This window comes from Delftia sp. BGA-UO-ETr-SB1, from assembly GCF_059567865.1.
Window position 1 is genome coordinate 1,454,539 of sequence record NZ_JCAQOW010000006.1, and the last position, 25,859, is coordinate 1,480,397.

The following is a 25,859-nucleotide window of genomic DNA, read 5'->3' on the forward strand; positions in this document are numbered from 1 at the left end:
CGCGTGGTGCGGCCTGTCCTTGATGGTGCAGAACCTGCTGTCTGGCGGGCTCTGTGACTGCCATAATCGCGGCGCGGAGGTGCCCTGTGGAGTCTTTGATCGCGTCCAGTGTGGATTTTGAACACATGTTCGAACTGGCCCCCGTCTCGCTATGGCTGGAGGACTACAGCGCGCTCAAGCGGCTGCTCGACCAGTGGCGTGCACAGGGCGTGACCGATCTGCAGGCGCATTTCCTGGCCCACCCTCAGGCGCTGCAGCAGTGCAGCGCGGCGCTCAAGGTGGTGCGCGTCAACCAGCGCACGCTGGACCTGTTCGGCGCCAGTGACCAGCAGACCTTTCTTGCCAGCCTGGGCCAGGTGTTCCGCGATGACATGCACGCGGGTCTGGCCTGCGAGCTGGAGGATCTGTGGCAGGGCTCTCTGAGCTTTGCCAACCGCACCGCCAACTACACGCTGGACGGGCGGCGGCTCGATGTGCAGATCCGTGGCCGCATCCTGCCCGGTCATGAAGCGCTTTGGGACTGCGTGCTGGTGTCGCTGGAAGACGTGACGGCCGAGATGCGCAGCGCGCGCCAGCTGCACCGCAGCGAACAGTACTCGCGCGACCTGTTCGAGTACTCGCCCGTGTCGCTGTGGGTCGAGGATTTCAGCGCCATCAAGCGCCTGCTTGACGATGTGCGCGCCCAGGGCATCAGCGACTTCGCCACCTTCCTCAAGGTGCACCCGGAATTCGTCTCGCGCTGCATGCAGGAGATTCGCGTCGTGGACGTGAACCGCCAGACGCTGCGCATGTTCGGCGCCACCGACAAGCTGCAACTGCTGAGCCGGCTGGGCCGCATCTTCCGTGACGAGATGATCGACTCCTTTGCCGATCAGTTGCAGGACCTTTGGAGCGGCAAGCTCGTGCAGCACCGCGAAGTGGTGAACTACGCCCTGTCAGGCGACGCTCTGCACATCCACATGCAGCTGGCTGTGCTCGATGGCCATGCCGATGACTGGGGGCTGGTGCTGCTGTCGCTGGTGGACATCACGGCGCGCAAGAAGGCCGAGGCCTACCTCGAATACCTGGGCAAGCACGATGTGCTGACCCAGTTGCGCAATCGCGCCTTCTATATCGAGGAACTCAATCGCCTGGCACGCAAGGGGCCCTGGCCGCTGGCGGTGATTGCCATCGACATGAATGGACTCAAGGAGGCCAATGACGAGCATGGCCATGCTGCAGGTGACGACATGCTGCGCCGCGTGGGCGAAGTGCTGACCAAGGCCGTGGATGCGCCTGCCTGCGCGGCGCGCATAGGCGGCGACGAATTCATGGTGCTTTTGCCGGCTTCGGACGAGCGCGGCGCCGAGGCGGTCAAGGAGCGCATCCTCTCGCTGCTGGAGCTCAACAACCAGTTCTATCCGGGCCAGGCGGTCAGCCTGTCCATGGGCGTGGCCTGCTGCGATTCGGGCAGCCAGGTCGAGGCCACCGTCTCGCGCGCCGACCAGGCCATGTATGCCGAAAAGGCGCGCTACTACAAGGAAAGAATGCTGGACCGCCGCGCGGGCCGCGCTTAGCGGTCTTGCACCGCAGTGCCTATCAGGCCTCCGAGGCGTGCCGCCCGATTTCGGGCCAGCGGTGGTGCAGGTAGATCCAGGACGCCAGCCCGATCAGCATCATGCTGATCGAGCCCAGGGCCAGTAGTACGGTCGAATGCATCACCAGCGGTGCAATCATGCCGGCCACGATGCCATTGGCCGTGGAGCCGACCACGGCCTGCAGCGATGAGGCCAGGCCGCGCCGCTCGGGGTGGATGTCCAGCACCAGCAAGGTCACGACGGGCACCATCATGGCCCAGCCGAAGGCGAACACCCCCACTGGAATCAGCGCCCAGCTCACGTGGGCGGGCCAGATCAGGTTGGCGACCAGGTTGATGATGGACACGACGAACATGATCAGAAAGCCATGGCGGATCTGGTGCTTGGGCGGAATGCGCCCGGCCAGACGACCGCTCACCCATGCGCCGCCCATGATTCCCGAGATCGAGATCACGAAGAACCAGAAGAACTGCTGCGGCTGCAGGTGCAGCAGGTCGCCCAGGAAGGCGGGCGCCGACAGCACATACAGAAACATGCCGTTGAACGGCACGCCGCTGGCAAAGGCCAGCAGCACAAAGCGCGGATCGCTGCACAGCTCCTTGTAGCCGTGCATCAGAGGCTTGAAGCGGAAGGGCTGGCGCTGCGCCTGTGGCAGGGATTCCGGCAGGAATCGCCAGTTGATGCCCCACAGCAGCACGCCCACGAGGGTCAAAAACCAGAACACTGCCGCCCAGCCCAGGTGTATGAACAGCCAGCCGCCCATCACAGGGGCCAGGGCTGGCGCGATGCCAAAGAAGATGGTGATCTGCGCCATCACGCGCTGGGCCTGGGCGGGTGGAAACAGGTCGCGCACCACGGCGCGCGACACCACGATGCCGGCACCCGTGGACAGGCCCTGCAACGCGCGAAACAGCACCAGCTGCGTGATGTTCTGCGACAGCGCACAGCCCGCCGATGCCAGCGTGAATACGGCCAGCCCCCACAGCACCACGGGCCGGCGGCCAAAGCTGTCGGCCATGGCGCCGTGGAAAAGGTTCATGAAGGCAAAGCCGAACAGATAGGCCGACAGCGTCTGCTGCATCTGCAGCGGCGTGGCGTTCAGGGCCTGGGCGATGCCGGAGAAGGCGGGGATGTAGGTATCGATCGAGAACGGCCCCAGCATGCCCAGGATGGCAAGCAGGACGGCCAGGGCCCAGCGCGGGCCCTGCCAGAGCGGGGAAACATTTTGTGGCATGCAGGCGAGGCGGTTGTGCGTTGCGGGAGACCGCAGGCGCAGAAAAAGGCCGCGCGCCCTTGCGCCTGCGGCAGGGTGACACTGTAGCGGCTTGGCTGGAATCCGGTGTGACGGATGGCTTGGCGAATGACCTGGGCGATGGAATGGATCGATAGTTTGTATCTAAATGATGTAAATATCGATAGAATTTATCTTTTGCGCCAGCATGCACAGGTCCGCCGTGGGGTGGATGGCATGGTTCTGGGCGCTTTCGCCAAGGATCTTTCATGACTGTTTCTCGCCGCACGTTGATATCGGGTCTGGCCCCGGCTGCGTTGCAACTGACCGCCGGCGCTGCCTGGTCCAAGGGCCGCCGACTGCAGCTCTCGGCGGCCTATGGCGACGGCATCTTTCACACGCAGAATCTGCGCAACTTCGCGGCGCGCGTGGGTGCCGATACCCAGCAGGCGCTGGAGATCGATGTGGTGTCCAACTCTGCGCTCAAGCCCATGGGGCAGGTGCTTCCTGCACTCAAGCGCAATGAAATCCAGTTCGGCGAAGTTCTCATGTCGTCCTATGTGGATATCCATCCGCTGCTGGCCATGGACTCGCTGCCTTTCATCGTGCGTGGCTTTGAAGAGGCTGCGCACCTGTGGCAACTGACCCGCCCCGTGCTGCAGGAGTTTTTGCTGGCTCAGCAGGGTGTGCGCCTGCTGTTCGCCGTGCCTTGGCCGGCGCAGGGCCTGTTCTGCCGGCGCCCGGTCAACAGCATCGTGGATCTCAGGGGGCTCAGGCTGCGTGTGCAAAGCGATGCGACCAAGCGGCTGGCGGAACTCTGGGGAGCGCAGCCGGTGGTGCTCGCGGCCGGTGATCTTGGCATGGTGCTGGAGCAGGGCGGTATTGACGCCATGGTTTCATCCAGTGCCACCGGCGTCGACAGCCAGGCTTGGAAGACCATGAAGGTGTTTCTGGACATCAAGGCCTGGATTCCCAAGAACATGTTGTGCGTCAGCGAACTTGCCTGGAAGGGCTTTGCCGAGCCGGAACGCCAGGCCATCAGCCGCGCCGCCGCGCTGGCCGAGAAAGAAGGCTGGGCGCTGGCCCAGCAGGCCGATGAGCTGGGCAAGAAGGTTCTTGTCGACAACAAGATGTCCGTGGCCGCGCCATCGGCGGACCTGCGCCGCATGCTGGATTTGATGGGGGAGCGCTTTGGCCGGGAGTGGGTGGCCAAGGCTGGCAGCAGCAATATGTCTGTGCTGATGGAATACAACAAGAAAAGGCACTGAGCGCTGTCGCGCCGAGTGCCTTGTTCTGGGTATTGGTGGTGGGCCCTGAGTGATTCGAACACTCGACCAACGGATTAAGAGTCCGCTGCTCTACCAGCTGAGCTAAGAGCCCACGTATTTCTGCGTGGATGCCTGATGAGATCAGGCAAAAAATTCTTGGTGGGCCCTGAGTGATTCGAACACTCGACCAACGGATTAAGAGTCCGCTGCTCTACCAGCTGAGCTAAGAGCCCCCTCGGGTATTCCGAAGGAATCAGCCTGGATGAATCCAGGCTGAAAAGGAATTTTTGGTGGGCCCTGAGTGATTCGAACACTCGACCAACGGATTAAGAGTCCGCTGCTCTACCAGCTGAGCTAAGAGCCCCAAAAACAAGTCTGCGCTGCAAACGAGACCGCAATTATGCGGCATTTTTTGTGCGCTTGCAGGAAGACGCGCCAAATTTTTAGTTCATGGCATGGTGGCGCTGAGCCGGGCCCGCGTGCCACCCGGTGCGCAGCCGCAAAAAAGGCGGCCGAGGCCGCCTTTGGGGTGCTGGCGCGCAGCGCGCTTACATCAGCAGATGTTCGCCTGCGTTGTCACCGCCCAGGATCACGTAGTTGACCTTGCGGATGTCCATCAGCTTCTTGCCGCCGGAGTAGCTGATCGAGCTTTGCACGTCCTGCTCCATCTCGATCAGGGTGTTGGCCAGAAGGCCCTTGACGGGTTCGAGGATGCGCTTGCCCTCCACGTGCTTGTACTCGCCCTTGTTGAAGTCCGAGGCCGAGCCGTAGTACTCCTTGAAGCGTTGGCCGTTTTCCTCGACGGTCTGGCCCGGCGATTCCTCGTGGCCCGCGAACAGCGAGCCGATCATCACCATGGTGGCGCCAAAGCGCACGCTCTTGGCGATGTCGCCGTGGCTGCGGATGCCGCCATCGGCAATGATGGGCTTGGTCGCCACGCGCGCGCACCACTTGAGCGCCGACAGCTGCCAGCCCCCCGTGCCAAAGCCCGTCTTGAGCTTGGTGATGCAGACCTTGCCGGGGCCGATGCCGACCTTGGTGGCGTCAGCGCCCCAGTTCTCCAGGTCGATCACGGCTTCGGGCGTGCCCACGTTGCCGGCGATCACGAAGGACTTGGGCAGCTTTTCCTTGAGGTAGCCGATCATGTTCTTCACGCTGTCGGCATGGCCGTGGGCGATGTCGATGGTGATGTATTCGGGGCACAGGCCTTCGGCGACGAAGCGGTCCACGGTGTCGTAGTCGGGCTTCTTGACGCCCAGCGAAATGGAGGCGAAGCAGCCCTTGCCCTGCATCTCGCGCACGAACTGCACGTTGTCCAGGTCAAAGCGGTGCATCACGTAGAAGTAGCCGTTCTGGGCCAGCCAGGTGCAGATGCTCTCATCCACCACCGTCTTCATGTTGGCCGGCACAGCCGGGATGCGGAAGGACCGACCGCCCAGCTCCACGCTGGCATCACACTCCGAGCGGCTTTCCACGCGGCACTTGCGCGGCAGCAGCAGGATGTTGTCGTAGTCGAAGATTTCCATTTGATTCCAAGCTCCATGAAAGGTCGCGGCAGGAACATCCCTCCGCGATGGGGCGCTTGGCTTGGAGGCCGGTCTTGCGGGCGGCGCGGGCGGGCCGCGTCGCCAGGGCGGCTGTGGCCCGGGCACAAAAAACCGGACCGCAAGAAACTTGGGCCCGGTGATTGATTCTATACGTTGCCGGCGACGGGCCTGGGCACCCTGTCGATATAGCGGTTATAGGGATGGCGTTATGAACCTGCAAGGGCGCGCTGCGCGTGCCGATTTTGGGCCGATTGCGGGAAATGCGGCGTCGGTTTCCCTGGGGAGCAAGGTGCTTTCTACAATGCCAGGATGTTCCCGATCGATCTGCTCGACGGCACCTCCGGTGCCGCACCCGCCTCCAACTCCCCTTTGCTGGCTAACCTCAACGAGGAGCAGCTTGCTGCCGTCACGCTTCCGGCCGGCCACGCGCTGATCCTGGCCGGTGCGGGCTCGGGCAAGACGCGGGTGCTGACCACGCGCATCGCCTGGCTGCTGCAGACGGGCCAGGCCACGCCGGGCTCCATCCTGGCCGTGACCTTCACCAACAAGGCGGCCAAGGAAATGCTGGCCCGCCTGTCGGCCATGCTGCCCTACAACGTGCGCGGCATGTGGATAGGCACCTTCCATGGCCTGTGCAACCGGCTGCTGCGCGCCCACCACCAGGCGGCAAAGCTGTCGTCCACCTTCCAGATCCTGGACACGCAGGACCAGCTGTCGGCCGTCAAGCGCCTGTGCAAGCAGTTCAATGTGGACGACGAGCGCTTCCCGCCCAAGCAGCTGCAGTACTTCATTGCCGGCTGCAAGGAAGAGGGCATGCGCCCCGGCGACGTGGTGGCCAATGACCCGGACACGCGCAAGAAGGTCGAGATCTACCAGCTCTACGAGGAGCAGTGCCAGCGCGAAGGCGTGGTCGATTTTGGCGAGCTGATGCTGCGCTCCTACGAGCTGCTGCGCGACGATGCCGCGCTGCGCGCCCACTACCAGCGGCGCTTTCGCCACATCATGGTGGACGAGTTCCAGGACACCAACAAGCTGCAGTACCAGTGGCTCAAGCAGCTGGCGGGCGACATGGTGGATGGCCGCCTGCAGGCCACGGGCAGCGTGATCGCAGTGGGCGACGACGACCAGAGCATCTACGCCTTTCGCGGTGCGCGCGTGGGCAACATGCAGGACTTCGTGCGCGAGTTCGACGTGCGCCAGCAGATCAAGCTGGAGCAGAACTACCGCTCCTACAGCAACATCCTGGACTGTGCCAACGCGCTCATCAGCCACAACAGCCAGCGCCTGGGCAAGAACCTGCGTACCACCCAGGGCCCGGGCGAGCCCGTGCGCATCTACGAGGCGCCCACGGACATGGCCGAGGCGCAGTGGATGGTCGAGGAAATCCAGCAGCTTGTGAAAAAGGACGGCTGGCAGCGCCAGGAAATCGCCGTGCTCTACCGCAGCAATGCGCAAAGCCGGGTGATCGAATCGCAGCTGTTCAATGCCGCCATTCCCTACCGCGTGTACGGTGGCCTGCGCTTTTTCGAGCGCGCCGAAATCAAGCATGCGCTGGCCTACCTGCGCCTGCTGGAGAACCCGCACGACGACACCAGCTTTCTGCGCGTGGTGAACTTCCCGCCGCGCGGCATTGGCGCGCGCAGCGTGGAGACGCTGCAGGACGCGGCGCGCAGCGCGGGCTGCTCGCTGCACGATGCCGTCTCGGCGGTGCCGGGCGCGCCGGGCACCAAGCTCGCAGGCTTTGTCGCCAAGATCGACGTGCTGCGCGAGCAGACCCAGGGCCGCACGCTGCGCGAGATCATCGAGGCCATCGAGGAAGAAAGCGGCCTGCTCGAGCACTACCGCAACGAAAAGGAAGGCGCCGACCGCATCGAGAACCTGCAGGAACTCGTGAACGCGGCCGAGAGCTTTGTCACCCAGGAAGGCTTTGGCCGCGATGCCGTGGCCCTGCCGCTGGACGAGCACGACGGCGCCAGGGCGCTGACGCAAAGCCCGGCCAGCCAGGGCCTGGACCCTGCGCTGCCGCTGCTGGACACGCCGCTCACGCCGCCGGCCGGCACCGTGGCCGGCATGGTCGATGCCGATACCGGCGAGACACTGTCGCCGCTGGCCGCCTTCCTGACGCACGCGGCGCTGGAGGCTGGCGACAACCAGGCCCAGGCCGGCCAGGACGCTGTGCAGCTGATGACCGTGCATGCCTCCAAGGGGCTGGAGTTCGACGCCGTCTTCATCGGCGGCGTGGAAGAGGGCCTGTTCCCGCATGAGAACGCCATGATGGACCGCGGCGGCCTGGAGGAAGAGCGCCGCCTGGCCTATGTGGCCATCACCCGCGCGCGCAAGCGCCTGTACCTGAGCCATTCGCAGACGCGCATGCTGCACGGGCAGACGCGCTACAACGTCAAGAGCCGCTTCTTCGACGAGCTGCCCGATGAGGCGCTCAAGTGGATCACTCCCAAGCAGGGCGGCTTTGGCAGCTACGCGCCCCGCCCCGGTGGCGGCGGTGGTGGCGGCTATGGTTCACGCGATCGCGGCGGCTTCGGCAACAAGGCCGAAGGCTGGCGCAGCGAGGTCTTCGCCAGCCCGCCCGTGCCGCCGCAAAAGGCCGCTCCGGGCCACGGCCTGCGCGTGGGCCTGAACGTGTTCCACAACAAGTTCGGCGAAGGCAAGGTGCTGGCCCTGGAGGGCACGGGCGACGATGCGCGCGCCCAGGTCAGCTTTGGGCGCCACGGCACGAAGTGGCTGGCGCTTTCCATTGCCAAGCTCACAGTCGTGGAGTGAGGCGCGGGCTGCCGCGCGCGGCGCTCAGGGCTTGACTTCGAAGCTCAGCGTCGTGGTGTGGCGCACGTCGGTGTACTTCTTGCCGTCCAGCGTGACCGAGCCGTTGTCCACGCGCGCCGTCACCTCCAGCACGTACAGGCCCGGGAAGTAGGGCTTGAAGCTCACCGTGCCGTCCTGCGATGGCGTGAGCGTGCGGTACCAGCCCTCGCTGGTCTGCACGTTGACCTGGCTGGCCGCGACCTTGCGGCCCTTGAACACCAGCTGGAACGTATCGCCTCCCGCCGTGGTGGGCACCAGCTCCAGGTCGTTCACGGCCTTGGTGTCGTTGCGGCCGAAACGGGCCTGGTAGTAGGTCAGCACGCCATTGGCGCCGGGGCGCGTGGCGGCGATGCGCACATCGCCCTGGCCTGCGTCCGCGGTGAAATGATTGGCGTCGGCCTTCAGGGGAAGGCTCTTGCCGTCGGGCAGGACCTGCTTGGCGTCTTCCAGGGCCGGCAGCTGTTCCAGCGGCTTGCGCAGCTCTCCGGCATAGGCCCGGGCCTGTCCTGCGTCCTGCTGCAGCCAGAGATAGTCGGCATGCGCGGCCGGCACCGCCAGAGCGGCGGCGGCGGCCAGCCATGCGGCGGTGCTGCGAAGGATGCGGGAAGGTTCGGTCATGGAGTTTCTCCTGTGGTGTGGCTCTGCGTGCGCCTGCCGGGCCTTGAGGGGCGTGATCCGGCGGGGCTGAAGATGGTGCGATGGCGGGCGAGCGACGCCGCAATGCATCAGAAATTATAGCGATCAGGTGAGAATGACTCTTGTTTTGCACGCTAAGAGTCGGGTTCATGACATCCATGCAATTGCGGCGCAGACATGCAAAAAGGCCATGGAAATCCATGGCCTTTGTGTGGCGGCGCCACTCGCCGCAGGGCGGCGGGGCGACGGGGCGCTATGGCGGCGGTCAGGCCGACAGCTTGGGCTGGGCAGCGGTGCCCGTCAGGTAGCCGACGGCGGCGCCGAACTTGCCGCGATAGTTGGCGCTGATCAGCGGGTCCAGCGTGGGCTTGACCACGTTGTGGATGGCGCCCCAGTCACCGGCGTGCTGGAAGTTGCTCATGATGTAGGTCCAGCCGTTGATCTCGTCCACGGCATGCAGGCCGGTGGATTCGCCGCCGGCGGGAATCGACATCAGGCGCGACAGCTGCTTGGTGTCGATGTTGTAGGCCCACAGGAAGTTGTTCACGTGCTGGCCGCTGTCCTCGCCGATGAACAGGGTGCGCATCTTCTCTGAGAACTTGAGGTTGTCGGGGTTGCAGATCTTGTTCGGGTTGCCGGTGTTGCCCAGCGCGTCGGCGCTGATGTCTTCGCCGGCCAGCAGGGCCTTGGTGTCCACGGGCATCCACTCGCTGTTGATGGCGGCGCCTGCCGTGTCCTTCTGGCCGCCGCGCAGGTTCAGTGCCATCACGGCGCCGGCCTTGAGCTGCTTGGGGATGGACACGCCGTTGCCGGCCACATTCAGCGCATCACCGGCCACCATGGACTTTTCGCAGTTTTGCAGGGCCGAGTAGGCCACCTTGTCCTTGGCGTTGACGGTCGTGCCTTCCATCTTGGTGAAGCCCATGCTTGCGCCCTTGAAGGCGGCGTAGCGGTGGGTTTCCAGGAAGGCGGCAGCCTTGTCCATGCCGGGGTTGATCTTGATCCACTCGACCTTGCCGTTGGCCGTGATCTTGGTGTAGCTGGCGTCGCCCGGATCGGTCTTGGCCACGGTCATGATGTCCGTGGGCTTGAGCGTGTTGGCCAGTTGCTCGATCTCGGCGCTGGTGGCCGAGCCCAGCTTGATCCAGGTCAGCGCGGCGGCGCTGCCCGATGCGGGGTCGATGGAGAAGCCCGCGCCCACCTTGGCCACGTACAGCGAACCCGAAGACAGGTCCTTTTCCTTGTCGGCCACGAAGACGAAGTAGCCGCTGTTGGTGGCGTCGTCGCCCATCAGCGCCGTGCGCTGGTCGGGCATGACCTGGACCAGCTCGTGCGAGATGCGGCCCATGCAGAAATGCTTCTTGATGCTGGCAGTGCCGTCCACGTTGACCGTCACTTCGGGCATGTGGCCGTAGTGGTAGGGGTTGGCCTTGTTCTGGTCGCCATACAGGTTCTGGCTGAAGGCCAGCAGCTGGGCATTGCCGGTGGCGAAGGCGTCGGGCTCGTACTCTTCGCTGGACAGGTGGGTGCCCCAGGGCGACAGGCTGGCGCCGCAGGTGATCCACAGGCCGTGCACCTTGGAGGTGTCCACGTTGTGGTACTTGACCAGGCTGAGCTTGCCGGTGGTCTGGTCCTGGTCCAGCGTCAGCACGGCGATGGGCGAGGGCAGCTTGCCGTACATGTCGGTCTTGCCGTCCTGCGCCCAGGTGGTGTATTCGAACTGCACCACGGCGAACACGGGCTTGCCCTTGACGCCGTCCACCTTGGCATTGGGCACGGTCAGCAGCGAGGTGCCGTCGGGCGAATCGGAGAAGAAGTGGCGCTCGCTGCCGGCCACGGTGCGGTCGATGATCTTGTTGTTGTTGATGTCGTAGTAGCCGCCGGCCAGGATCTTGCCGCCCTTGCCGTCGGACACTTCATCGCCGGTCACGAAGAAGGGCTGGTAGCCCAGGTCGAAGCTCTGCTCGCTGTTGTCGCTGAACTGCACCTTGAGCTGCGAGGCCACGGTCATCTTGGCCATGGCCTGGGGGTTGGCCAGCGTGGGCGCTGCCATGGAGGTGAAGCTGGCCGCCACATAGTTCTTCGCGGGGCCGTCGTCACCGCCGCCGCAGGCGGTCAGCAGGCCGGTGGCGGACACGGCGGAGCCGAGCGGCAGCAGGGGGGCGCCGGTCAGGAATTGCAGCGCCTTGCGGCGGGAGAGCATCGTGGATTGGGACATGGGGCTTCCGTTATGGGTTTGTCAGCGTCAACCCATCGGGGGCGGGATGGGCCGGGATGCCGCCGCGCACTCGCTGGCTTGACATCCGCACGGCATGCTAGGCAGCCGGTGTGACAGAGCGATGGCATCCGCATGACGAAATCGTGACAGCGTCATATGACAGCCGCCAGGCGAGGGGTGCCAGGCGATACGGCCAGTCAAAAACCAAAGAAGAGGCGCGAAGAAGTACCCGAAGAAGGGCCCGAAGAAAAAGCCCCTTGAAAGGGGCTTGGGGGGTGCAGTGGCGAAGCGCTCAGCCGGACAGTCCGGGCGGCGCAGGCGGCTCGGTGCCGATGGCGTCGCTGCCATCGCTTTCATCGGGCGCTGCAAAGCAGTCACGGAAGGTGAAGACGATGGAGGTGAAGAACATGGCGGCCAGCAGCATGGCCGTGCCGATCATCAGGCCGTTGGCAATGCTGCCCAGCACCTGGGCCAGCACGGCCGAGATCAGTGCCATCACGATGCCGGCCACGATGAACACGCCCATCCAGCTCAGGCCGAAGACCACCAGCGCGCCGATGTTGCGCACACAGGCCACCAGACTGAAGAACACGGCCTTGACCGGGGGCACGTTGTGCCAGTGCACCAGCCCCGGCGCGTGCCAGAACAGCAGGGACAGCGGCAGGTACAGGCCCATGCTCAGCCACATGGCGGCCTGGAAGTCGGGCGACTCGGCGATCTCGCGCGTCAGCGGCTCGCCGCCCAGGTAGACGTTGGCAAACTGGCCGTCGTCCACCAGCATGGACAGGCCCATGATCAGCAGGAAGCCTGCCGCATACATGGCGCCCAGCGTGAGCATGGAGTTCAGGCGCTGGCGCCCGGTACGAAAGGCCACCAGCAGCAGGGCCGGCGTGGGCGCACGCCCGTGCGATGCCTCGGCCGCCGCCACCATCATGGCCAGCGAGGTGGCCGGCAGCAGGCCCAGCGCGATCACGGGGCCGATCAGCGGCAGCACCGTGACCAGCGACATGGCCGCCATCGACAGAAAGAACAGCGCCGCCAGTGCCAGCGGCTGCTGGCGGAAGGTGCGGATGCCCTGCTGCACCCATTGCAGGCCGGTACGGGCGGGAACGATGAGAAGTTTCATGGGGTGAGGAAGTCGGGGCGCCTGGATGGGGCATGGCCTCTGGCATGGGCCGCGCCGCTGGCGCCCGAACGGGGACTGTACCCGAGGACGCGCGGCCCGTGGACCGCAAAGCCCTCTGTCGGCCGCGCTGTGGCGGTCTTCGGACGTCAGTCCAGCGCCACCGGGTGGGCCAGGCGCTGGCGCAGCACGCGCTCGAAATGGGTGGGGTCGTGGGGCACGAGCATGGAGGCCTCGCGCGGCAGGTGGAAATCCCACAGGCGGGAAATCCAAAAGCGCAGCGCGCCCGCGCGCAGCATGGGGTTGAACAGCTCGCGCTCGGCGGCGGTCAGGGGGCGCACCGACTGGTAGGCGTCGATCATGGCCTTGGCCTTGGTGGCGTCATGGGCGCCGGTGGCGTGTTCGATGCACCAGTCGTTGAGGCACACGGCCAGGTCGAACAGCCAGCTGTCCACGCCTGCGAAGTAGAAGTCGAAGAAGCCGGTCAGGCGCTCGCCATCGAACATCACGTTGTCGCGGAACAGGTCGGCGTGCACGGGGCCGCGCGGCAGCGCCGCATAGGCGGGCGAGGCGGCCACATGGTTCTGGAAGGCCAGCTCGGAGCGCAGCAGGTCGGCCGTGGGTGCGTCTATGTGCGGGATGACCGTGGGCACGGTCTCGTTCCACCAGGGCAGGCTGCGCAGATTGGGCTGCTGGCGATCGTAGTCGCGTCCGGCCAGGTGCATGCGCGCCAGCATCTCGCCCACGGCGGCGCAGTGCGCGGGCTGGGGCGCCAGCTCGCTCTTGCCGGGCAGGCGGTTGACGATGGAGGCCGGCTTGCCGCACACGCTCAGCAGGATGTCGCCGCTGCGCGTCTCGGCCTGCGGGTCGGGCACGGGAATGCCGGCCTGCGCCAGGTGCTTCATCAGGTACAGGTAGAAGGGCAGTTGCTCGGCCGTCAGGCGCTCGAACAGCGTCAGCACCCACTCGCCCTGTTCGGTGGTGAGAAAGTAGTTGGTGTTCTCTATGCCGCCCTGGATGCCGCGCAGCTCCTTGAAGGAACCCAGGGACATGCGGCGCAGCAGCTCGCGCGCGTCTTTGTCGGAGACTTCGGTGAAAACGGCCATGTTGCATTGCCGGCCTTCAGGGCGCGGCGGAAATCGTTGTCGTCAGATATGGAAAGAGGGCAGCGCCGTCAGGTGCTGCCCCCTGGGATGCCGCCGGGCCGGGGGCCCGGACAGTCCGGTGAGGATCAGAACTTCTTGAGGTTCCAGACGCGCGTGCCATTGGTGCCGTCGCCATCGCCGCGGTTGCGCGAGGAACGGGCGCCGTCGTTGGACTGCACTTCATAGGAGGGCATGTCGCCGACCTTGGGCTGCACGGTGATGCTGCGGGTCTGGCCGCCCACGCGCAGCTCGTCAACGCGGCTGCCGCCATCTTCCACATGGATGTGTTCCACGCGTTGGTTGGTTCGGTCGCGGCCCTCGGGCTTGGCCGTGTCCGGCGCGGTCTGCTCGGTCGCCGTCGCAGGAGCGGTTGAGGCAGCCGGGGCAGGCGTGGGGTTCTGGGCCAGCACGGAGCTGGCGGCCAGGGTCAGGAAGATGAAAAGTGGAGCGGCGCGCATAGGCTCCATTGTAGAACTTGCAGCGGGCGCTGTCCCGCCCTGTCACCCTGCCGGCGCGTGCACAATCGGCGCATGAGCAATTCCAAGACCCTGGTGCTGATCGACGGCTCCAGCTACCTCTACCGCGCCTACCACGCCATGCCGGACCTGCGCGCCGAGCCCGGCAACCCGGAAAGCCCTGCCACGGGCGCCATCCGCGGCATGATCAACATGCTCCAGGCGATCAGGAAGGAAGTGGCGGCCGACTACGCCGTCTGCGTGTTCGATACCAGCGGACCCACCTTCCGCGACACGCTCTACCCCGAATACAAGGCGCACCGCTCGCCCATGCCCGACGATCTGCGCTCGCAGATCGAGCCCATCCATGAAGTGGTGCGCCTGTTGGGCTGGCCGGTGCTGGCCATCCAGGGCGTGGAGGCCGACGACGTGATCGGCACCCTGGCCAAGACGGCCGCCGCCCAGGGCGTGAACGTGGTGATCTCCAGTGGCGACAAGGACCTGTCCCAGCTTGTGGACTCCCACATCATGGTGATGGACACCATGAGCGGCAAGCGCCGCGACGTGGCCGGCGTGACGGCCGAGTTCGGCGTGCCGCCCACGCAGATGATCGACTACCAGGCCCTGGTCGGCGATGCCGTGGACAACGTGCCCGGCGTGTCCAAGGTGGGCCCCAAGACGGCCGTCAAGTGGTTGGCCGAGCACGGCTCGCTCGACGGCCTGATTGCTGCGGCCGACGGCATCAAGGGCGTGGCCGGCCAGAACCTGCGCGATGCCATCGCCTCGGGCCAGCTGGCGCTGAGCCGCCAGTTGGTCACCATGAAGACCGACTGCGACCTGACCGCCGAAGTGCCCACCCTGCCGGTGCTCGACGCGCTGGCGCCGCGCGAGCCCGATACCGCGCCGCTGCGCGACTTCTATGAGCGCTACGGCTTCAAGGGCCTGGCGCGCATGCTCGGCGGTGCCGCGCCCGAGCCCGATGCGCTGCAAGCCGTCAAGGCCGGCCGCAAGCCAGCGGCCAAGCCGCGTGCCGACCAGTCCACGGGCGACATGTTTGCCCAGGAGCAGGCCGAATCCGACGACGCCACCACCGAGGCCGAGGCCGTCCAGCAGCGCCCGCTGGACTATGACGTGGTGCTGACCTGGGAAGCGTTCGACCAGTGGCTGGCCAAGATCAACGCCGCCGAACTCACGGCCCTGGATACCGAAACCACCTCGCTGGACGAGATGCGCGCCGAGATCGTGGGCATCTCGCTGAGCGTGGAGCCCGGCGCCGCTGCCTACATCCCCCTGCGCCATGCCGGCCCCGACGCGCCCGAGCAACTGCCGGCCGACGAAGTGCTGCAGCGCCTCAAGCCCTGGCTGGAGGATGCGGCCCGGCCCAAGCTGGGCCAGCACGTCAAGTACGACCGCCATGTCTTCGCCAATGCCGGCATCGAGGTGCACGGCTATGTGCACGACACCATGCTGCAAAGCTATGTGCTGGAGGTACACCGCCCGCACGGCCTGGCCAGCCTGGCGCTGCGCCACACCAACCGCACGGGCATCAGCTATGAAGACCTGTGCGGCAAGGGTGCCCACCAGATCCCGTTCGCCCAGGTGCCCGTGGACAAGGCTGCCGCCTATGCCTGCGAGGATGCCGACCAGACCCTGGACGTGCACCGCGTGCTGTGGCCGCAGCTGCAGGCCAACGACGGCCTGCGCGGCGTCTACGAGCTGGAGATCGCCACCAGCGAGGCCCTGTTCCGCATAGAGCGCAACGGCGTGCTCATCGATGCCGCCACGCTGGCCAGGCAGAGCAACGACCTGGGCCAGCGCATCGTGCAGCTGGAGCAGGAGGCCTACGACATCGCGGGCCAGCCCTTCAACCTGGCCAGCCCCAAGCAGCTGGGCGAAATCTTCTTCGACAAGCTGGGCATGCCCGTGGTCAAGAAGACGGCCACCGGCGCACGCAGCACCGACGAAGAGGTGCTGGAGAAGCTGGCCGAGGACTATCCGCTGCCCGCCAAGCTGCTGGAGCACCGCAGCCTGTCCAAGCTCAAGGGCACCTATACCGACAAGCTGGCCCAGCTGGCGCTGCCGCGCACGGGCCGCGTGCACACGCACTACGCCCAGGCTGTGGCCGTGACGGGGCGCCTGTCCAGCAACGACCCCAACCTGCAGAACATCCCCATCCGCACGCCCGAAGGCCGGCGCGTGCGCGAGGCCTTCATTGCCGCGCCCGGCCATGTGATCGCCAGCGCCGACTACTCGCAGATCGAGCTGCGCATCATGGCCCACCTGTCGGGCGACGAGTCCCTGCTGCGCGCCTTCCACGAAGGCCGCGACGTGCACCGTGCCACGGCATCGGAAGTCTTCAACGTGGAGCTGGAGCAGGTCAGCAGCGAGCAGCGCCGCTATGCCAAGGTCATCAACTTCGGGCTGATCTACGGCATGAGCAGCTTTGGCCTGGCCAAGAACCTGGGCATAGAGACCAAGGCCGCGGCCGCCTACATCGACCGCTATTTCCAGCGCTATCCGGGCGTCAAGCGCTACATGGACGAGACGGTGGAATTCGCGCGCGACCACGGCTACGTGGAAACCGTCTTCGGCCGCCGCCTGTACCTGGTGGACATCAACGGCGGCAGCGGCCCGCGCAAGAAGGCGGCCGAACGGCAGGCCATCAACGCGCCCATGCAGGGCACGGCGGCCGACCTGATCAAGAAGGCCATGGTGGCGGTGCAGGCCGAGCTCGATGCCAGGCAGTCCGAGGTCCGCGTCATCATGCAGGTGCACGACGAACTGGTGTTCGAGCTGCCCGAAGGCGAGTCGGACTGGGTGCGTACCGAGATCCCGCGCCTGATGGCCGGCGTGGCCGACCTGAAGGTGCCGCTGCTCGCCGAGGTGGGCCTGGGACCCAACTGGGACAAGGCACATTGAGCTTCACGCAGGCATCGTAGACTTGGCCGGTTCTCAACCACCACCAAGGAGAGATGCATGCGTGACGATCAGCAGCAAGACCTGAAGGCCCTGGTTCCGGGGCGCAGCAGCGAAGAGGGGCCCACGCGGCGCCTGGCATTGCAGACGGCCCTGGGCCTGGGCTATGCCGCAGCGGCCACGCCGCTCATGGCGCAGACCGCCATCTCCACGCCGGCCGACGGCCTGACGGCCGGCGAGGTGCATTTCACCGTGAACGGCTTCAAAGTGCCGGCCTACCGCGCCGCGCCCGCCGGCAAGAAGAATGTGCCCGTGGTGCTGGTGATCTCCGAGATCTTCGGCGTGCATGAATACATTGCCGACACCTGCCGCCGCCTGGCGCGTGCCGGCTACCTGGCCATTGCCCCCGATCTGTATGCACGCCAGGGTGACCCCAAGACCTATACCGACATCGCCAAGCTCATGAGCGAGCTGGTCTCCAAGGTGCCCGACGAGCAGGTCATGGCCGACCTGGACGGCGCCGTGCAATGGGCCGGCACCCAGGGCGGCGACACGGCGCGCGTGGCCATCACGGGCTTTTGCTGGGGTGGGCGCATCACCTGGCTGTATGCGGCCCATGGCCCGGTCAAGGCCGGCGTGGCCTGGTACGGCCGGCTGGAAGGCGCCAAGACCGCGCTGCAGCCACGCCATCCGCTGGAGCTGGTCTCCAGCCTCAAGGCGCCGGTGCTGGGCCTGTATGGCGGGCAGGACACGGGCATTCCGCTGGAATCCGTGGAGCGCATGCGCGAGGCGCTCAAGCAGGGCTCGGCAGCGGCCAAGGCCTCGGAGTTCGTGATCTACCCGGAGGCGCCGCACGCCTTCCATGCCGACTACCGGCCCAGCTACCGCGAGCAGGCTGCGCGCGACGGCTGGCAGAAAATGCTGGCCTGGTTCAATAAGCATGGGGTGACCCCCTGAGCGGCTGCGCCGCTTCCCCCGTTGCACGGCGCCCTCTCTCGCTTCGCGGGAGGGGGGCGTCCGGGCAACCGGCGACACCCTCGGTGCGGGGCGGCGCGGCCGGCGTAGGCCCTTCCTCGGTGTCCCTGGTGTGAGGACGCGCCAGTTTTTAAGGTATTGCTGACTAGCTTTCAACTTTATTCGCGCAGGGGGGCTTGACAGCTTCTGTAGGCTGAAACCGAGGGCACCCGACACCGTGGCCTGCTTCCTTCATGGGATCGCAGGCCACGGCTGCGATGGGTCCTGTCTTTCTGCGAGAATTCGCGGGTTTCGCCTGCAAGGGCATACGGTTGAAGCACAAATCGCTATGACATTGGTAGCAATCATTCTGGCCACCCTGGCCGCCGGTATTGGCAGCGTCTGGGTGGCCGCGTTGTTGATGGGGCTGGGAGGCAATCGCTCGCCGGGCATGATGCCGCAGCGGCTGTTGAGCCTGGCGGCGGGCGCGCTGCTGGCCACGGCCTTCATGCACCTCTTGCCCGAAGCCTTCGAGAGCGAGGCCGGGGCGCATGACCTGTTCGTGACGCTGCTGGTGGGCCTGGTGTTCTTTTTCCTGCTGTCCAAGGCCGAGCTGTGGCACCACGGGCACGAGCACGGCGCGCCGCCGGCCCATGAGCACGATCATCACGATCACCAGGGCCACGCCCATGACCATTCCCATGATCACCATCACGGCCACCGCCACGGCGGCTGGGCGGTGCTGACCGGCGACAGCGTGCACTGCTTCGGCGATGGCGTGCTGATCGCCTCCGCCTTCATGGCCGACATGCGTCTGGGGCTGATCGCGGCGGTGTCGGTGCTGGCCCACGAGGTGCCGCACCACATGGGCGACATCGTGGTGCTGCGCCAGTCCAGCTCCAACCGGCGCGTGGCGCTGATCAAGGTGTCCATGGCCGGGGCCGTGACCACGCTGGGCGGCATTGGCGGCTATTTCCTGGTGGGACAGCTGCAGGAACTGCTGCCGTACTTCCTGGCCGTGGCCTCCAGCAGCTTCATCTACGTGGCGCTGGCCGACCTGATTCCCCAGCTGCAAAAGCGCCTGAGCGCGCGTGAGACCGTGGCCCAGGTGGGCTGGCTGATGCTGGGCATCGTGCTGGTCACCGTGGTCAGCCGCGCGGCGCACGCGCACTGAGGCTGATGTTGAGGCTGAGGCGCGGGTCCTAGCCTGCGCGGGCCTCCTGGGGTGCCGTCCCCAGCAGGTCGGCGTAATCCACCGCGTACTTGATGAAGGCCGCATGGCCGTCGATGCGCAGCTTGCGGCGCAGGTGCAGGCGGTGGGTTTCCACGGTGCGCACCGAGGTGCCCATGAGCGCGGCGATTTCCTTGTTGGAGCGGCCCTCCGAGATCCACTGCAGCACGCTGGCCTCGCGCGGCGTGAGGGCGCGCCGGGGCCCGGACGCGCTGCCGTCTTCCTCGGCCACGGGCTGCAGGCCGGGGCTGAAATACAGGCCGCCGGCGTAGACCCGGTCTATGGCCTCGATGAGCTGCTGCGCAGGTGCGTCCTTGAGCACATAGCCGCGTGCGCCCAGCGCCACGGCGCGGCGCACGTATTCGGGGTCTTCGTGCATGGACAGCACCAGCACGCGCACCAGCGGGAACTGATCGCGGAACAGCGCGGCCAGGTCGATGCCGCTGGCGCCCGGCATGCGGATGTCGGTGACCACCAGGTCGGGCGACAGCTCGCGGGCCAGCGGCAGGGCTTGGTCCACGCTGGCGGCCTCGCCCACCACACGGATATGGTCCGTGGCCTGCAGGCGCATGGACACGCCGTCGCGCACGAGAGGGTGGTCGTCCACCAGGAGGATGCGGATCATGGGGTTCATGCAGCGGCCCGTGGGAGTTCGAATTCCGGTGAGGGAGACAGCGGCATGCCGCCATCGCGGTAGAGCACGGCGACCAGCCGGGTGCCGCGGCGCCCCGAACTGATGGACAGGTGGCCGCCCAGGCCTTCGATGCGCTCGCGCATGTTGCGCAGGCCGATGCCGCCCTGGCGGTCGCGCTGCACGCGGCGCATGTCGAAGCCCTGGCCGTCGTCGCTGACCTGCAGCACCACGCGGCGGCGCTGAAAGTGCAGGCTGACATCGATGCGCGTGGCCTGGGCATGGTTTTGCGCATTCGTCACGGCCTCCTGGGCCACGCGGAACAGGGCCGTGGCGTGGCTGGGCGGCAGAAAGCGCGTCTCGCCGCGGCAGCCGAATTGCATGCGCAGGCCGTCCTCGGCCTGCATTTGCTGGCTCATCAGCGCCAGGGCCGGGGCCAGGCCCAGGTCGTCCAGCAGGGCGGGGCGCAGGCCGTGGGAGACACGCCGTATCTCCACCAGCGCGTGGTTGAGCTGCTCCAGGCCCTGGTCCACCATGCGCTGGGCCGTGGCCGGGTCCTGCGCGGCCAGCCGCCTGAGCTGTGCCTGGGCCGTCTCCAGCAGGAACTTGGAGGAGACCAGCACCTGCACCACGCCGTCATGCAGGTCGCGCGCCACGCGCGTGCGTTCCTCTTCCTGCGAATGCACCACGCGCTGGGCCAGCCGCTGCAGCTTGTTGCTGGACACGCGGTGATCGCTGAGATTGAAGACCAGCCCCGCCACGCCGATGAGCACGATGCACAGCGCCGCAATGCCGAAGATGCGCCAGCGCGTGGCCGCGATGTTGGCCTGGGCGCTTTCGTCGATCTGGCGCAGCGCCTGCTCGACATCGTCCAGGTACAGGCCCGTGCCCAGCGACCAGCCCCATTCGGGCACCGTGGCCACGTAGGCGAGCTTGGCCTCGGTACGCAGCGATGACGGTTTTTGCCACTGGTAGCGCACCAGGCCGCCGCCGCTGCGCGCGGCGTCCAGGATGATCCTGGCGGGTCCTGCGCCGCCCGGGCTGTTGGGATCGCACAGGTCCACGCCCGACAGGCCCATCTGGCGCGCATCCAGCAGCACGTTGCCGTGTTCGTCGTAGACAAAGAAGTAGCCGTCCTCGCCGAACTGCATGCGCGCCAGCGTATCCAGCGCCTGGCGCCGCTGCACGGATGGCTCCTCGCCGCTGGACTTGATGCGCGTGAGCGCCGTGGTCGCCAGCTGGACGTAGTGGCGCAGCTCCGTCTCCTTGCTGTGCAGGTAGGCGGTCTCGACCAGTTCCCGTTCCTGGTGGGCCAGCTCCAGGGTCTGGTGCTGCACGGTCGCCGCGACCAGGCCCAGGGCGAGCGCGATGGCGGCAATCGACAGAAGTGCAAGTTTCAGCGGAAGTTGCATGGGAGCCTGTGTGGGGTGCACCGACGATCTTTTCCGCCCAGTGGCCGGGCCTTGTCAACAGGGCTTGCGCGCATGCCGCCAGCGTCAGGGCGGCGGCCTTTGAATGGCAGGCGCTGTATTTTCCAATGGCCTGCGCGCCCCGTATATCCACACGGATTCACGCGCGCGTGAAAAGGCGTTTGAATATCCCAAGGGAAACGCCATGGAAAATGGTTTTTGGGCGCGAAACAATATCCCATGGATACTGGAAATCCGAGATGCATTTTCTTGGTGCGTACTCCCCTTTTTGGGGTTTTGGATAATCGTTTTGCCGTATTGTGGTGCGCCGTCCCTCTGATGCCTGATGTGCTGCTTGTTGTTGAGCAGATTCCGTGCCAAACCATTGTTTTCAAAGAATGTTGAAGGGTTGCGTAGCACTGCGTGGGTCCGTGTGCGTAGTGGTGCGTAGGGGAAAATTCATTATCGAATGCCCCAGATCCCTGCCTAGAATTTCTCCGTGAAATCACGAATTCGAATCATTTTGTATCGATGATTCAGGTCACCTCTGAGGACTGGGTTAATGGTGACAAAGTGTTTCCATAACGCCAATGCAGTAATGCGTGGCACGGCAGTGGCAGCTTGTATTTTTGTTTGAGAAGGGCAATACCATGGATATTCGAACGAACCTGGGGCGCATGGCGCTGGCATGCGGGGTGGCGGTGACGGCGGCGGCGCTGGTGGGTTGCGCTGCGCCCAACAAGCGCGAGGTGCTGTCCACCACGCAGATCTACCCGGCCATCGGCCCGTACTCGCAGATGGTGGCGCATGGCAACACCATCTACTTCTCGGGCGTGCTGCCGCTGAACGCACAGGGCACGGCCATCCAGGGCGCCACCATCGAAGAGCAGACGCGCGCCGTGCTCGACCACATCGGCGCCAAGCTCAAGTCCCAGGGACTGGGCTATGAGGATGTGCTCTCGACCTCGGTCTTCATGAAGGACCTCAACGAGTTCGCCGCCATGAACAAGGTTTATGGCGAGTACTTCAAGACCGGCGCCCCCGCTCGGGCGACGGTGGAAGTGGCGCGCCTGCCGCGCGATGTGAAGATCGAAATCTCGGCCATCGTCGGCCGCCGCTGACCGCTTGCGCAACGACAGGAGGACCGCATGAACGCACGACACCCCCAGATCGCGGCCGAGCAGGCCACATCCCTCACCGCCACTGCGGCCGCCGGCGAATCCGGCTATCCCGCGCGCTGGACTTCCAAGCGCCGCGACTTCCTGCGCATGCTGGGCTACGGCACCGGCGCCGCCACGCTGGGCCCGCTGCTCGCCGCCTGCGGCAGCGGCAACGCCCAGACCTCGGCGGCCGCGCTGCGCGAGCAGCTCATGCGCGACGAAGCCTTCTGGACCGACGTGCAGAGCATGTTCATCCTCAAGCCCGAGAAGACCTACATGAACATCGGCACGGCCGGCTCCATGCCCAAGCTGGTGCTCGACGTGTTCGATACCGAAAACCGCAAGAAGGCCGCCGACTCGGGCAACGGCTACAGCAACCTGCTGGACCTGCGCAAGCAGGTGGCGCCGGGCTTTGGCGTGGATGCCGACGAGCTGGCCTTCTCGGCCAATACCTCCTCGGGCATGTGCCATGCCATCCTGGGCATCGACTGGCAGCGTGGCGACGTGGTGGTCACCACCAACCACGAGCACGGCGGCGGCGACACGCCGCTGAAGATCGCGCAGGACCGCTACGGCATCGAGGTCTCGCGCATTGCGCTGCCCGTGGGCAACAACCAGACGGCGGCCACCTACGTGAACCTGTTCGACGAGCGCATCCGCGCGCTCAAGGCCCAGGGCAAGCGCGTGCGCGCCATGATGTGGTCCTCGCCCACCTACAAGACCGGCACCATGCTGCCCATTGCCGACCTGATGGGCGTGGTCAAGGCGCATGGCCTGATCAGCATCGTGGACGGCGCCCACCTGCCGGGCATGATGGCCTACAACTATGCGGAGCTGGGCATGGACTTCATGTCCGGCGCGGGCCACAAGTGGCAGTGCGGCCCGGGCTCTACGGGCATCCTCATTATCCGCAACAAGATGCGCGCCTCCAACCCGCTGCCCCTGCCCAAGTGGTACCCGGTGCACACCAGCGCCTACCCGGCGCTGGAGCGCACGACCACGGCCAAGGAGACCTACGACATCGCCGCCTCGGTCACCTCCTGCGGCAGCGTGCACACGCCCATGTTCATGGCGCTGGCCCAGGCCTGCGCGCAGTGGGACAGCATCGGCCGCAAGAAGATCGAGACCTATGATCTGACGCTGTCGTCCTACCTCAAGGAAAAGATCGTCGAGCGCTGGGGCGTGGACTCGCTGTACTCGCCCAAGGACGATCCCAAGCTGCTGTCGGCGCTGACCTGCTTCAACCCGTTCCAGAACAAGGACGACGTGATGAACGGGACCAAGTCATCGACCTTCGTGGCGCGCATGCTCAGCGACTATCCGCAGGGCTTCGTGATCCGCAACTCCAACTTCCCCGTGATCGGCGCGGCGGCAGACCACTACGGCGTGCGCGTGTCCACGCACCTGTGGCATGACGCGAGGGACGTCGATCTGCTGGTGGATGCGATGTGGGATCTGTCTAGAAAGATGGCTTGACCCCCCTGAGCCGCTTCGCGGCTTCCCCCTTCTCGCTTCGCGGAGGGGGACGACACCCTCGCTGCGGGGCGGCCCTTGCTCGGTGTCCCTCGCGTTGGGCCATGCTTGTGTTGGGGGCGCGCTTTTAGGCGCGGAGCGCTGTCCTCAGCCTTTCATCGTCAGCCGGGCTGTCCTTCGTCGCGGATGGCGGCGCGGACCTGGGGGAGCTGGCGGCGGGAGACCATGAGCAGTTCGGGGATGCCGTGCAGGCGCAGGGCCCAGCCTTCGCCTTCGGTGGGGTCGTCGTGGCGTTCCAGGGCGCGCAGGGCGCTGCGGGCCACGAGGGCGTTGCGGTGCACGCGCAGCAGGTGGTCGGCGTGGCGGGTCTCCAGGTCGGCCAGGGCGCCGTCGAGGATGTAGCTGCGGCCCACGGTGCGCACGGTCACGTATTTCTGTTCGGCCTTGAGGTAGAGCACTTCGGACAGGGGCAGGCGCACGGTGGTGCCCCGGTCCTGTATCAGCAGCACGGGGCCGCTGTCGCGCTCGGCCGTCTGGTGCACCGCCGTGCGTGCGGCCTTGGCCAGGGCCTGCTGCAGGCGCTCGCGGCGCACGGGCTTGGTCAGGTAGTCGGCGGCGTCCAGGTCGAAGGCCTCGACCGCATGGCCGGCATGGGCGGTGACGAAGACCACGGCAGGCGGCAGCGGCAGGCGGCGCAGTGCGTGCGCCAGGGCCAGGCCGTCCTGGCCCGGCATGTGGATGTCCAGCAGCGCCAGTTCCACGGCGCGCGGGCCCGGCGCCTGCAGCACGGCCATGGCCTGGCGCGCGTCTGCCGCTTCACTGACCTGGTGCGGGCCGGTGCCCGTGCAGGCTTCCACATCGGCCAGCAGGGTGCGCAGTCGCGCGCGGGCCAGGGCTTCGTCGTCAACGATCAGGATGTGCATGGTCCTTCTTCTTCGATACGGCCTTCGTGGGGTGGCTGGCAGGCGCAGCCAGCGGCAGGCTGATGCGCACCACGAAATGGCCCTTGAGCGTGCGCGCCGTGAGGTGGGCCTGCAGGTCGTGCAGCAGCGACAGCCGGGCGCGCACATTGGCCAGCGCAATGCCGTTGCCGCGCGTGCCAGCTGCGCTGGCGGAATCGATCTCGGTGGGCAGGGTGTTGGTGATGCGCACCTCCACCAGATCGCCACGGCGCTCGGTGCGCACCTGCAGCTTGCCGCCGCGCGCGCTGGGCTCCACGCCGTGGCGTATCGCGTTTTCCACCAGGGGCTGCAGCAGCAGCGGCGGCAGCAGGGCGCCGTGGGCGGCAGGGTCCAGTTGCCAGCGCACCTGCAGCCGTTCGCCGAAGCGCACCTGCTCGATGGCCAGGTAGCGCTGGGCCAGCTCGATCTCCTCGGCCAGCGTGGTCGTGCTGTGCGGCTCGGCCAGTGCGTAGCGGAACAGGTCGCTGAGGTCTTCCAGCAGGGCCTCGGCCTTGGCGGGCTCGGCGCGCACCAGGGCGATGGCGCTGTTGAGCGTGTTGAACAGGAAATGCGGACGTATGCGCGACTGCAGCTCGGCCAGCCGCGCCTGCGTGTCGGCGGGGGTGTGGCCGCGTGCGCGCAGCACCAGGGCGGCCACCAGCAGGGCCGCCAGCAGTCCGCCGGACATGGCGCTGGCCAGCCAGGGGGCGCTGGTGCCGCCGGCCAGTTGCAGCATGGCGCAGGCATACAGCCCGGCCGCCATGCCCAGCAGCACGCCGGCTGCGTACTGCCCGGTGGACGGCAGGCGCTGCAGCGGATGCTTGAGCAGGCAGGCCGCCACCAGCCAGACCAGGGTGCCGGGCAGGCTGGCGCCGGTCAGCAGCGCCATGTTCTCCAGCCACTGCAGCAGCGAGTCGGCGCCGAACATCGCAGCCGTGGCCGCCACGGCCTGCACGAAGAGTACGGCGCGCAGCACCACGCCGACGTTGCAGGCGTCGAAGACCAGCGCCGCAGGCAGGGGCGGAGGGGCGGTGGTGGGGGTCGGCTGGGTCGGCAAGGGGCGGCAGGTAGTGTTTCGGCGGGTGGGGGTCGCGCCGCATGCCCGGATTATGGTCATGCCGGGCGGG

The 25,859-nt window shown here is 66.4% G+C and carries 20 protein-coding genes and 3 tRNA genes; 9 read left to right on the forward strand and 14 right to left on the reverse strand.

What is annotated here, in order from left to right; translation table 11 throughout:
• Positions 1 to 86: 86 nt before the first annotated feature.
• Positions 87 to 1,556 carry a sensor domain-containing diguanylate cyclase gene (locus AC57B5_RS25370; protein ID WP_330873353.1) on the forward strand — a complete coding sequence of 490 codons (1,470 nt, stop codon included), beginning with the start codon at positions 87 to 89 and terminating at the stop codon, positions 1,554 to 1,556.
• Between the two features lie 22 nt (positions 1,557 to 1,578).
• Here the strand turns inward: AC57B5_RS25370 and AC57B5_RS25375 are convergent, their stop codons facing one another.
• On the reverse strand, positions 1,579 to 2,811 hold the full coding sequence (locus AC57B5_RS25375) for a multidrug effflux MFS transporter (protein WP_012207132.1): 1,233 nt from the start codon (positions 2,809 to 2,811) through the stop codon (positions 1,579 to 1,581).
• Positions 2,812 to 2,949: 138 nt separating this feature from the next.
• On the opposite strand from AC57B5_RS25375, the gene AC57B5_RS25380 reads away from it, so the two are divergent.
• Positions 2,950 to 3,081: a hypothetical protein gene (locus AC57B5_RS25380; protein ID WP_267908915.1), complete on the forward strand. Its 132-nt coding sequence runs from the start codon at positions 2,950 to 2,952 to the stop codon at positions 3,079 to 3,081.
• Entirely contained in the window at positions 3,078 to 4,076 is a 999-nt protein-coding gene (locus AC57B5_RS25385) for a TRAP transporter substrate-binding protein (protein WP_269198361.1), read from the forward strand. Before AC57B5_RS25380 ends, AC57B5_RS25385 begins: the two co-directional genes overlap by 4 nt.
• Positions 4,077 to 4,112: 36 nt before the next feature.
• Here AC57B5_RS25385 and AC57B5_RS25390 read toward each other — a convergent pair.
• The 4 genes from AC57B5_RS25390 to AC57B5_RS25405 form a co-directional block, all read right to left on the reverse strand.
• Positions 4,113 to 4,188, reverse strand: a tRNA-Lys gene (locus tag AC57B5_RS25390).
• A 45-nt stretch (positions 4,189 to 4,233) separates the two neighbouring features.
• Positions 4,234 to 4,309, reverse strand: a tRNA-Lys gene (locus AC57B5_RS25395).
• A 55-nt stretch (positions 4,310 to 4,364) separates the two neighbouring features.
• Positions 4,365 to 4,440: transfer RNA gene (locus tag AC57B5_RS25400), tRNA-Lys, on the reverse strand.
• Positions 4,441 to 4,624: 184 nt separating this feature from the next.
• Positions 4,625 to 5,602 carry a GMP reductase gene (locus AC57B5_RS25405; RefSeq protein WP_013800939.1) on the reverse strand — a complete coding sequence of 326 codons (978 nt, stop codon included), beginning with the start codon at positions 5,600 to 5,602 and terminating at the stop codon, positions 4,625 to 4,627.
• 330 nt (positions 5,603 to 5,932) lie between these two features.
• Between AC57B5_RS25405 and AC57B5_RS25410 the strand changes: the two genes are divergently transcribed.
• On the forward strand, positions 5,933 to 8,401 hold the full coding sequence (locus tag AC57B5_RS25410) for a UvrD-helicase domain-containing protein (protein ID WP_216294110.1): 2,469 nt from the start codon (positions 5,933 to 5,935) through the stop codon (positions 8,399 to 8,401).
• A 24-nt stretch (positions 8,402 to 8,425) separates the two neighbouring features.
• Here the strand turns inward: AC57B5_RS25410 and AC57B5_RS25415 are convergent, their stop codons facing one another.
• From AC57B5_RS25415 to AC57B5_RS25435, 5 genes are all read right to left on the reverse strand, one after another.
• Positions 8,426 to 9,058: a hypothetical protein gene (locus AC57B5_RS25415; protein ID WP_013800941.1), complete on the reverse strand. Its 633-nt coding sequence runs from the start codon at positions 9,056 to 9,058 to the stop codon at positions 8,426 to 8,428.
• A gap of 283 nt (positions 9,059 to 9,341) precedes the next feature.
• Positions 9,342 to 11,294, reverse strand: a complete 1,953-nt coding sequence (locus AC57B5_RS25420; RefSeq protein ID WP_496400566.1) for a PhoX family protein — start codon at positions 11,292 to 11,294, stop codon at positions 9,342 to 9,344.
• Between the two features lie 292 nt (positions 11,295 to 11,586).
• Positions 11,587 to 12,420 carry a BPSS1780 family membrane protein gene (locus AC57B5_RS25425; protein ID WP_012207126.1) on the reverse strand — a complete coding sequence of 278 codons (834 nt, stop codon included), beginning with the start codon at positions 12,418 to 12,420 and terminating at the stop codon, positions 11,587 to 11,589.
• 146 nt (positions 12,421 to 12,566) lie between these two features.
• Complete coding sequence (locus tag AC57B5_RS25430; RefSeq protein WP_097201524.1) at positions 12,567 to 13,523, reverse strand: homoserine kinase; 957 nt, start codon at positions 13,521 to 13,523, stop codon at positions 12,567 to 12,569.
• A 125-nt stretch (positions 13,524 to 13,648) separates the two neighbouring features.
• Positions 13,649 to 14,020: a hypothetical protein gene (locus tag AC57B5_RS25435; protein WP_043825094.1), complete on the reverse strand. Its 372-nt coding sequence runs from the start codon at positions 14,018 to 14,020 to the stop codon at positions 13,649 to 13,651.
• Positions 14,021 to 14,092: 72 nt separating this feature from the next.
• Here AC57B5_RS25435 and polA point away from each other — a divergent pair, with 72 nt between their 5' ends.
• From polA to AC57B5_RS25450, 3 genes are all read left to right on the forward strand, one after another.
• Complete coding sequence (polA, locus tag AC57B5_RS25440; RefSeq protein ID WP_496400567.1) at positions 14,093 to 16,936, forward strand: DNA polymerase I; 2,844 nt, start codon at positions 14,093 to 14,095, stop codon at positions 16,934 to 16,936.
• Between the two features lie 57 nt (positions 16,937 to 16,993).
• Positions 16,994 to 17,890: a dienelactone hydrolase family protein gene (locus tag AC57B5_RS25445; RefSeq protein ID WP_043825097.1), complete on the forward strand. Its 897-nt coding sequence runs from the start codon at positions 16,994 to 16,996 to the stop codon at positions 17,888 to 17,890.
• A 346-nt stretch (positions 17,891 to 18,236) separates the two neighbouring features.
• Entirely contained in the window at positions 18,237 to 19,061 is an 825-nt protein-coding gene (locus tag AC57B5_RS25450; protein WP_230354982.1) for a ZIP family metal transporter, read from the forward strand.
• 28 nt (positions 19,062 to 19,089) lie between these two features.
• Here the strand turns inward: AC57B5_RS25450 and AC57B5_RS25455 are convergent, their stop codons facing one another.
• Both AC57B5_RS25455 and AC57B5_RS25460 read right to left on the reverse strand, forming a co-directional pair.
• Complete coding sequence (locus tag AC57B5_RS25455; protein WP_097201526.1) at positions 19,090 to 19,752, reverse strand: response regulator; 663 nt, start codon at positions 19,750 to 19,752, stop codon at positions 19,090 to 19,092.
• Positions 19,749 to 21,161 (reverse strand): cache domain-containing protein, encoded by a 1,413-nt coding sequence (locus AC57B5_RS25460; protein ID WP_197944109.1) that lies wholly within the window; start codon positions 21,159 to 21,161, stop codon positions 19,749 to 19,751. Before AC57B5_RS25460 ends, AC57B5_RS25455 begins: the two co-directional genes overlap by 4 nt.
• A 647-nt stretch (positions 21,162 to 21,808) precedes the next feature.
• On the opposite strand from AC57B5_RS25460, the gene AC57B5_RS25465 reads away from it, so the two are divergent.
• Positions 21,809 to 22,279, forward strand: a complete 471-nt coding sequence (locus AC57B5_RS25465) for a Rid family detoxifying hydrolase (protein ID WP_012207118.1) — start codon at positions 21,809 to 21,811, stop codon at positions 22,277 to 22,279.
• Between the two features lie 27 nt (positions 22,280 to 22,306).
• A complete protein-coding gene (locus AC57B5_RS25470; protein WP_012207117.1) occupies positions 22,307 to 23,794 on the forward strand; it encodes an aminotransferase class V-fold PLP-dependent enzyme in 1,488 nt (495 codons plus the stop codon).
• Between the two features lie 158 nt (positions 23,795 to 23,952).
• Here AC57B5_RS25470 and AC57B5_RS25475 read toward each other — a convergent pair whose 3' ends face one another.
• On the reverse strand, positions 23,953 to 24,714 hold the full coding sequence (locus AC57B5_RS25475) for a LytR/AlgR family response regulator transcription factor (RefSeq protein ID WP_012207116.1): 762 nt from the start codon (positions 24,712 to 24,714) through the stop codon (positions 23,953 to 23,955).
• Positions 24,695 to 25,849, reverse strand: a complete 1,155-nt coding sequence (locus AC57B5_RS25480) for a sensor histidine kinase (protein ID WP_496400568.1) — start codon at positions 25,847 to 25,849, stop codon at positions 24,695 to 24,697. Before AC57B5_RS25480 ends, AC57B5_RS25475 begins: the two co-directional genes overlap by 20 nt.
• Positions 25,850 to 25,859: the final 10 nt, after the last annotated feature.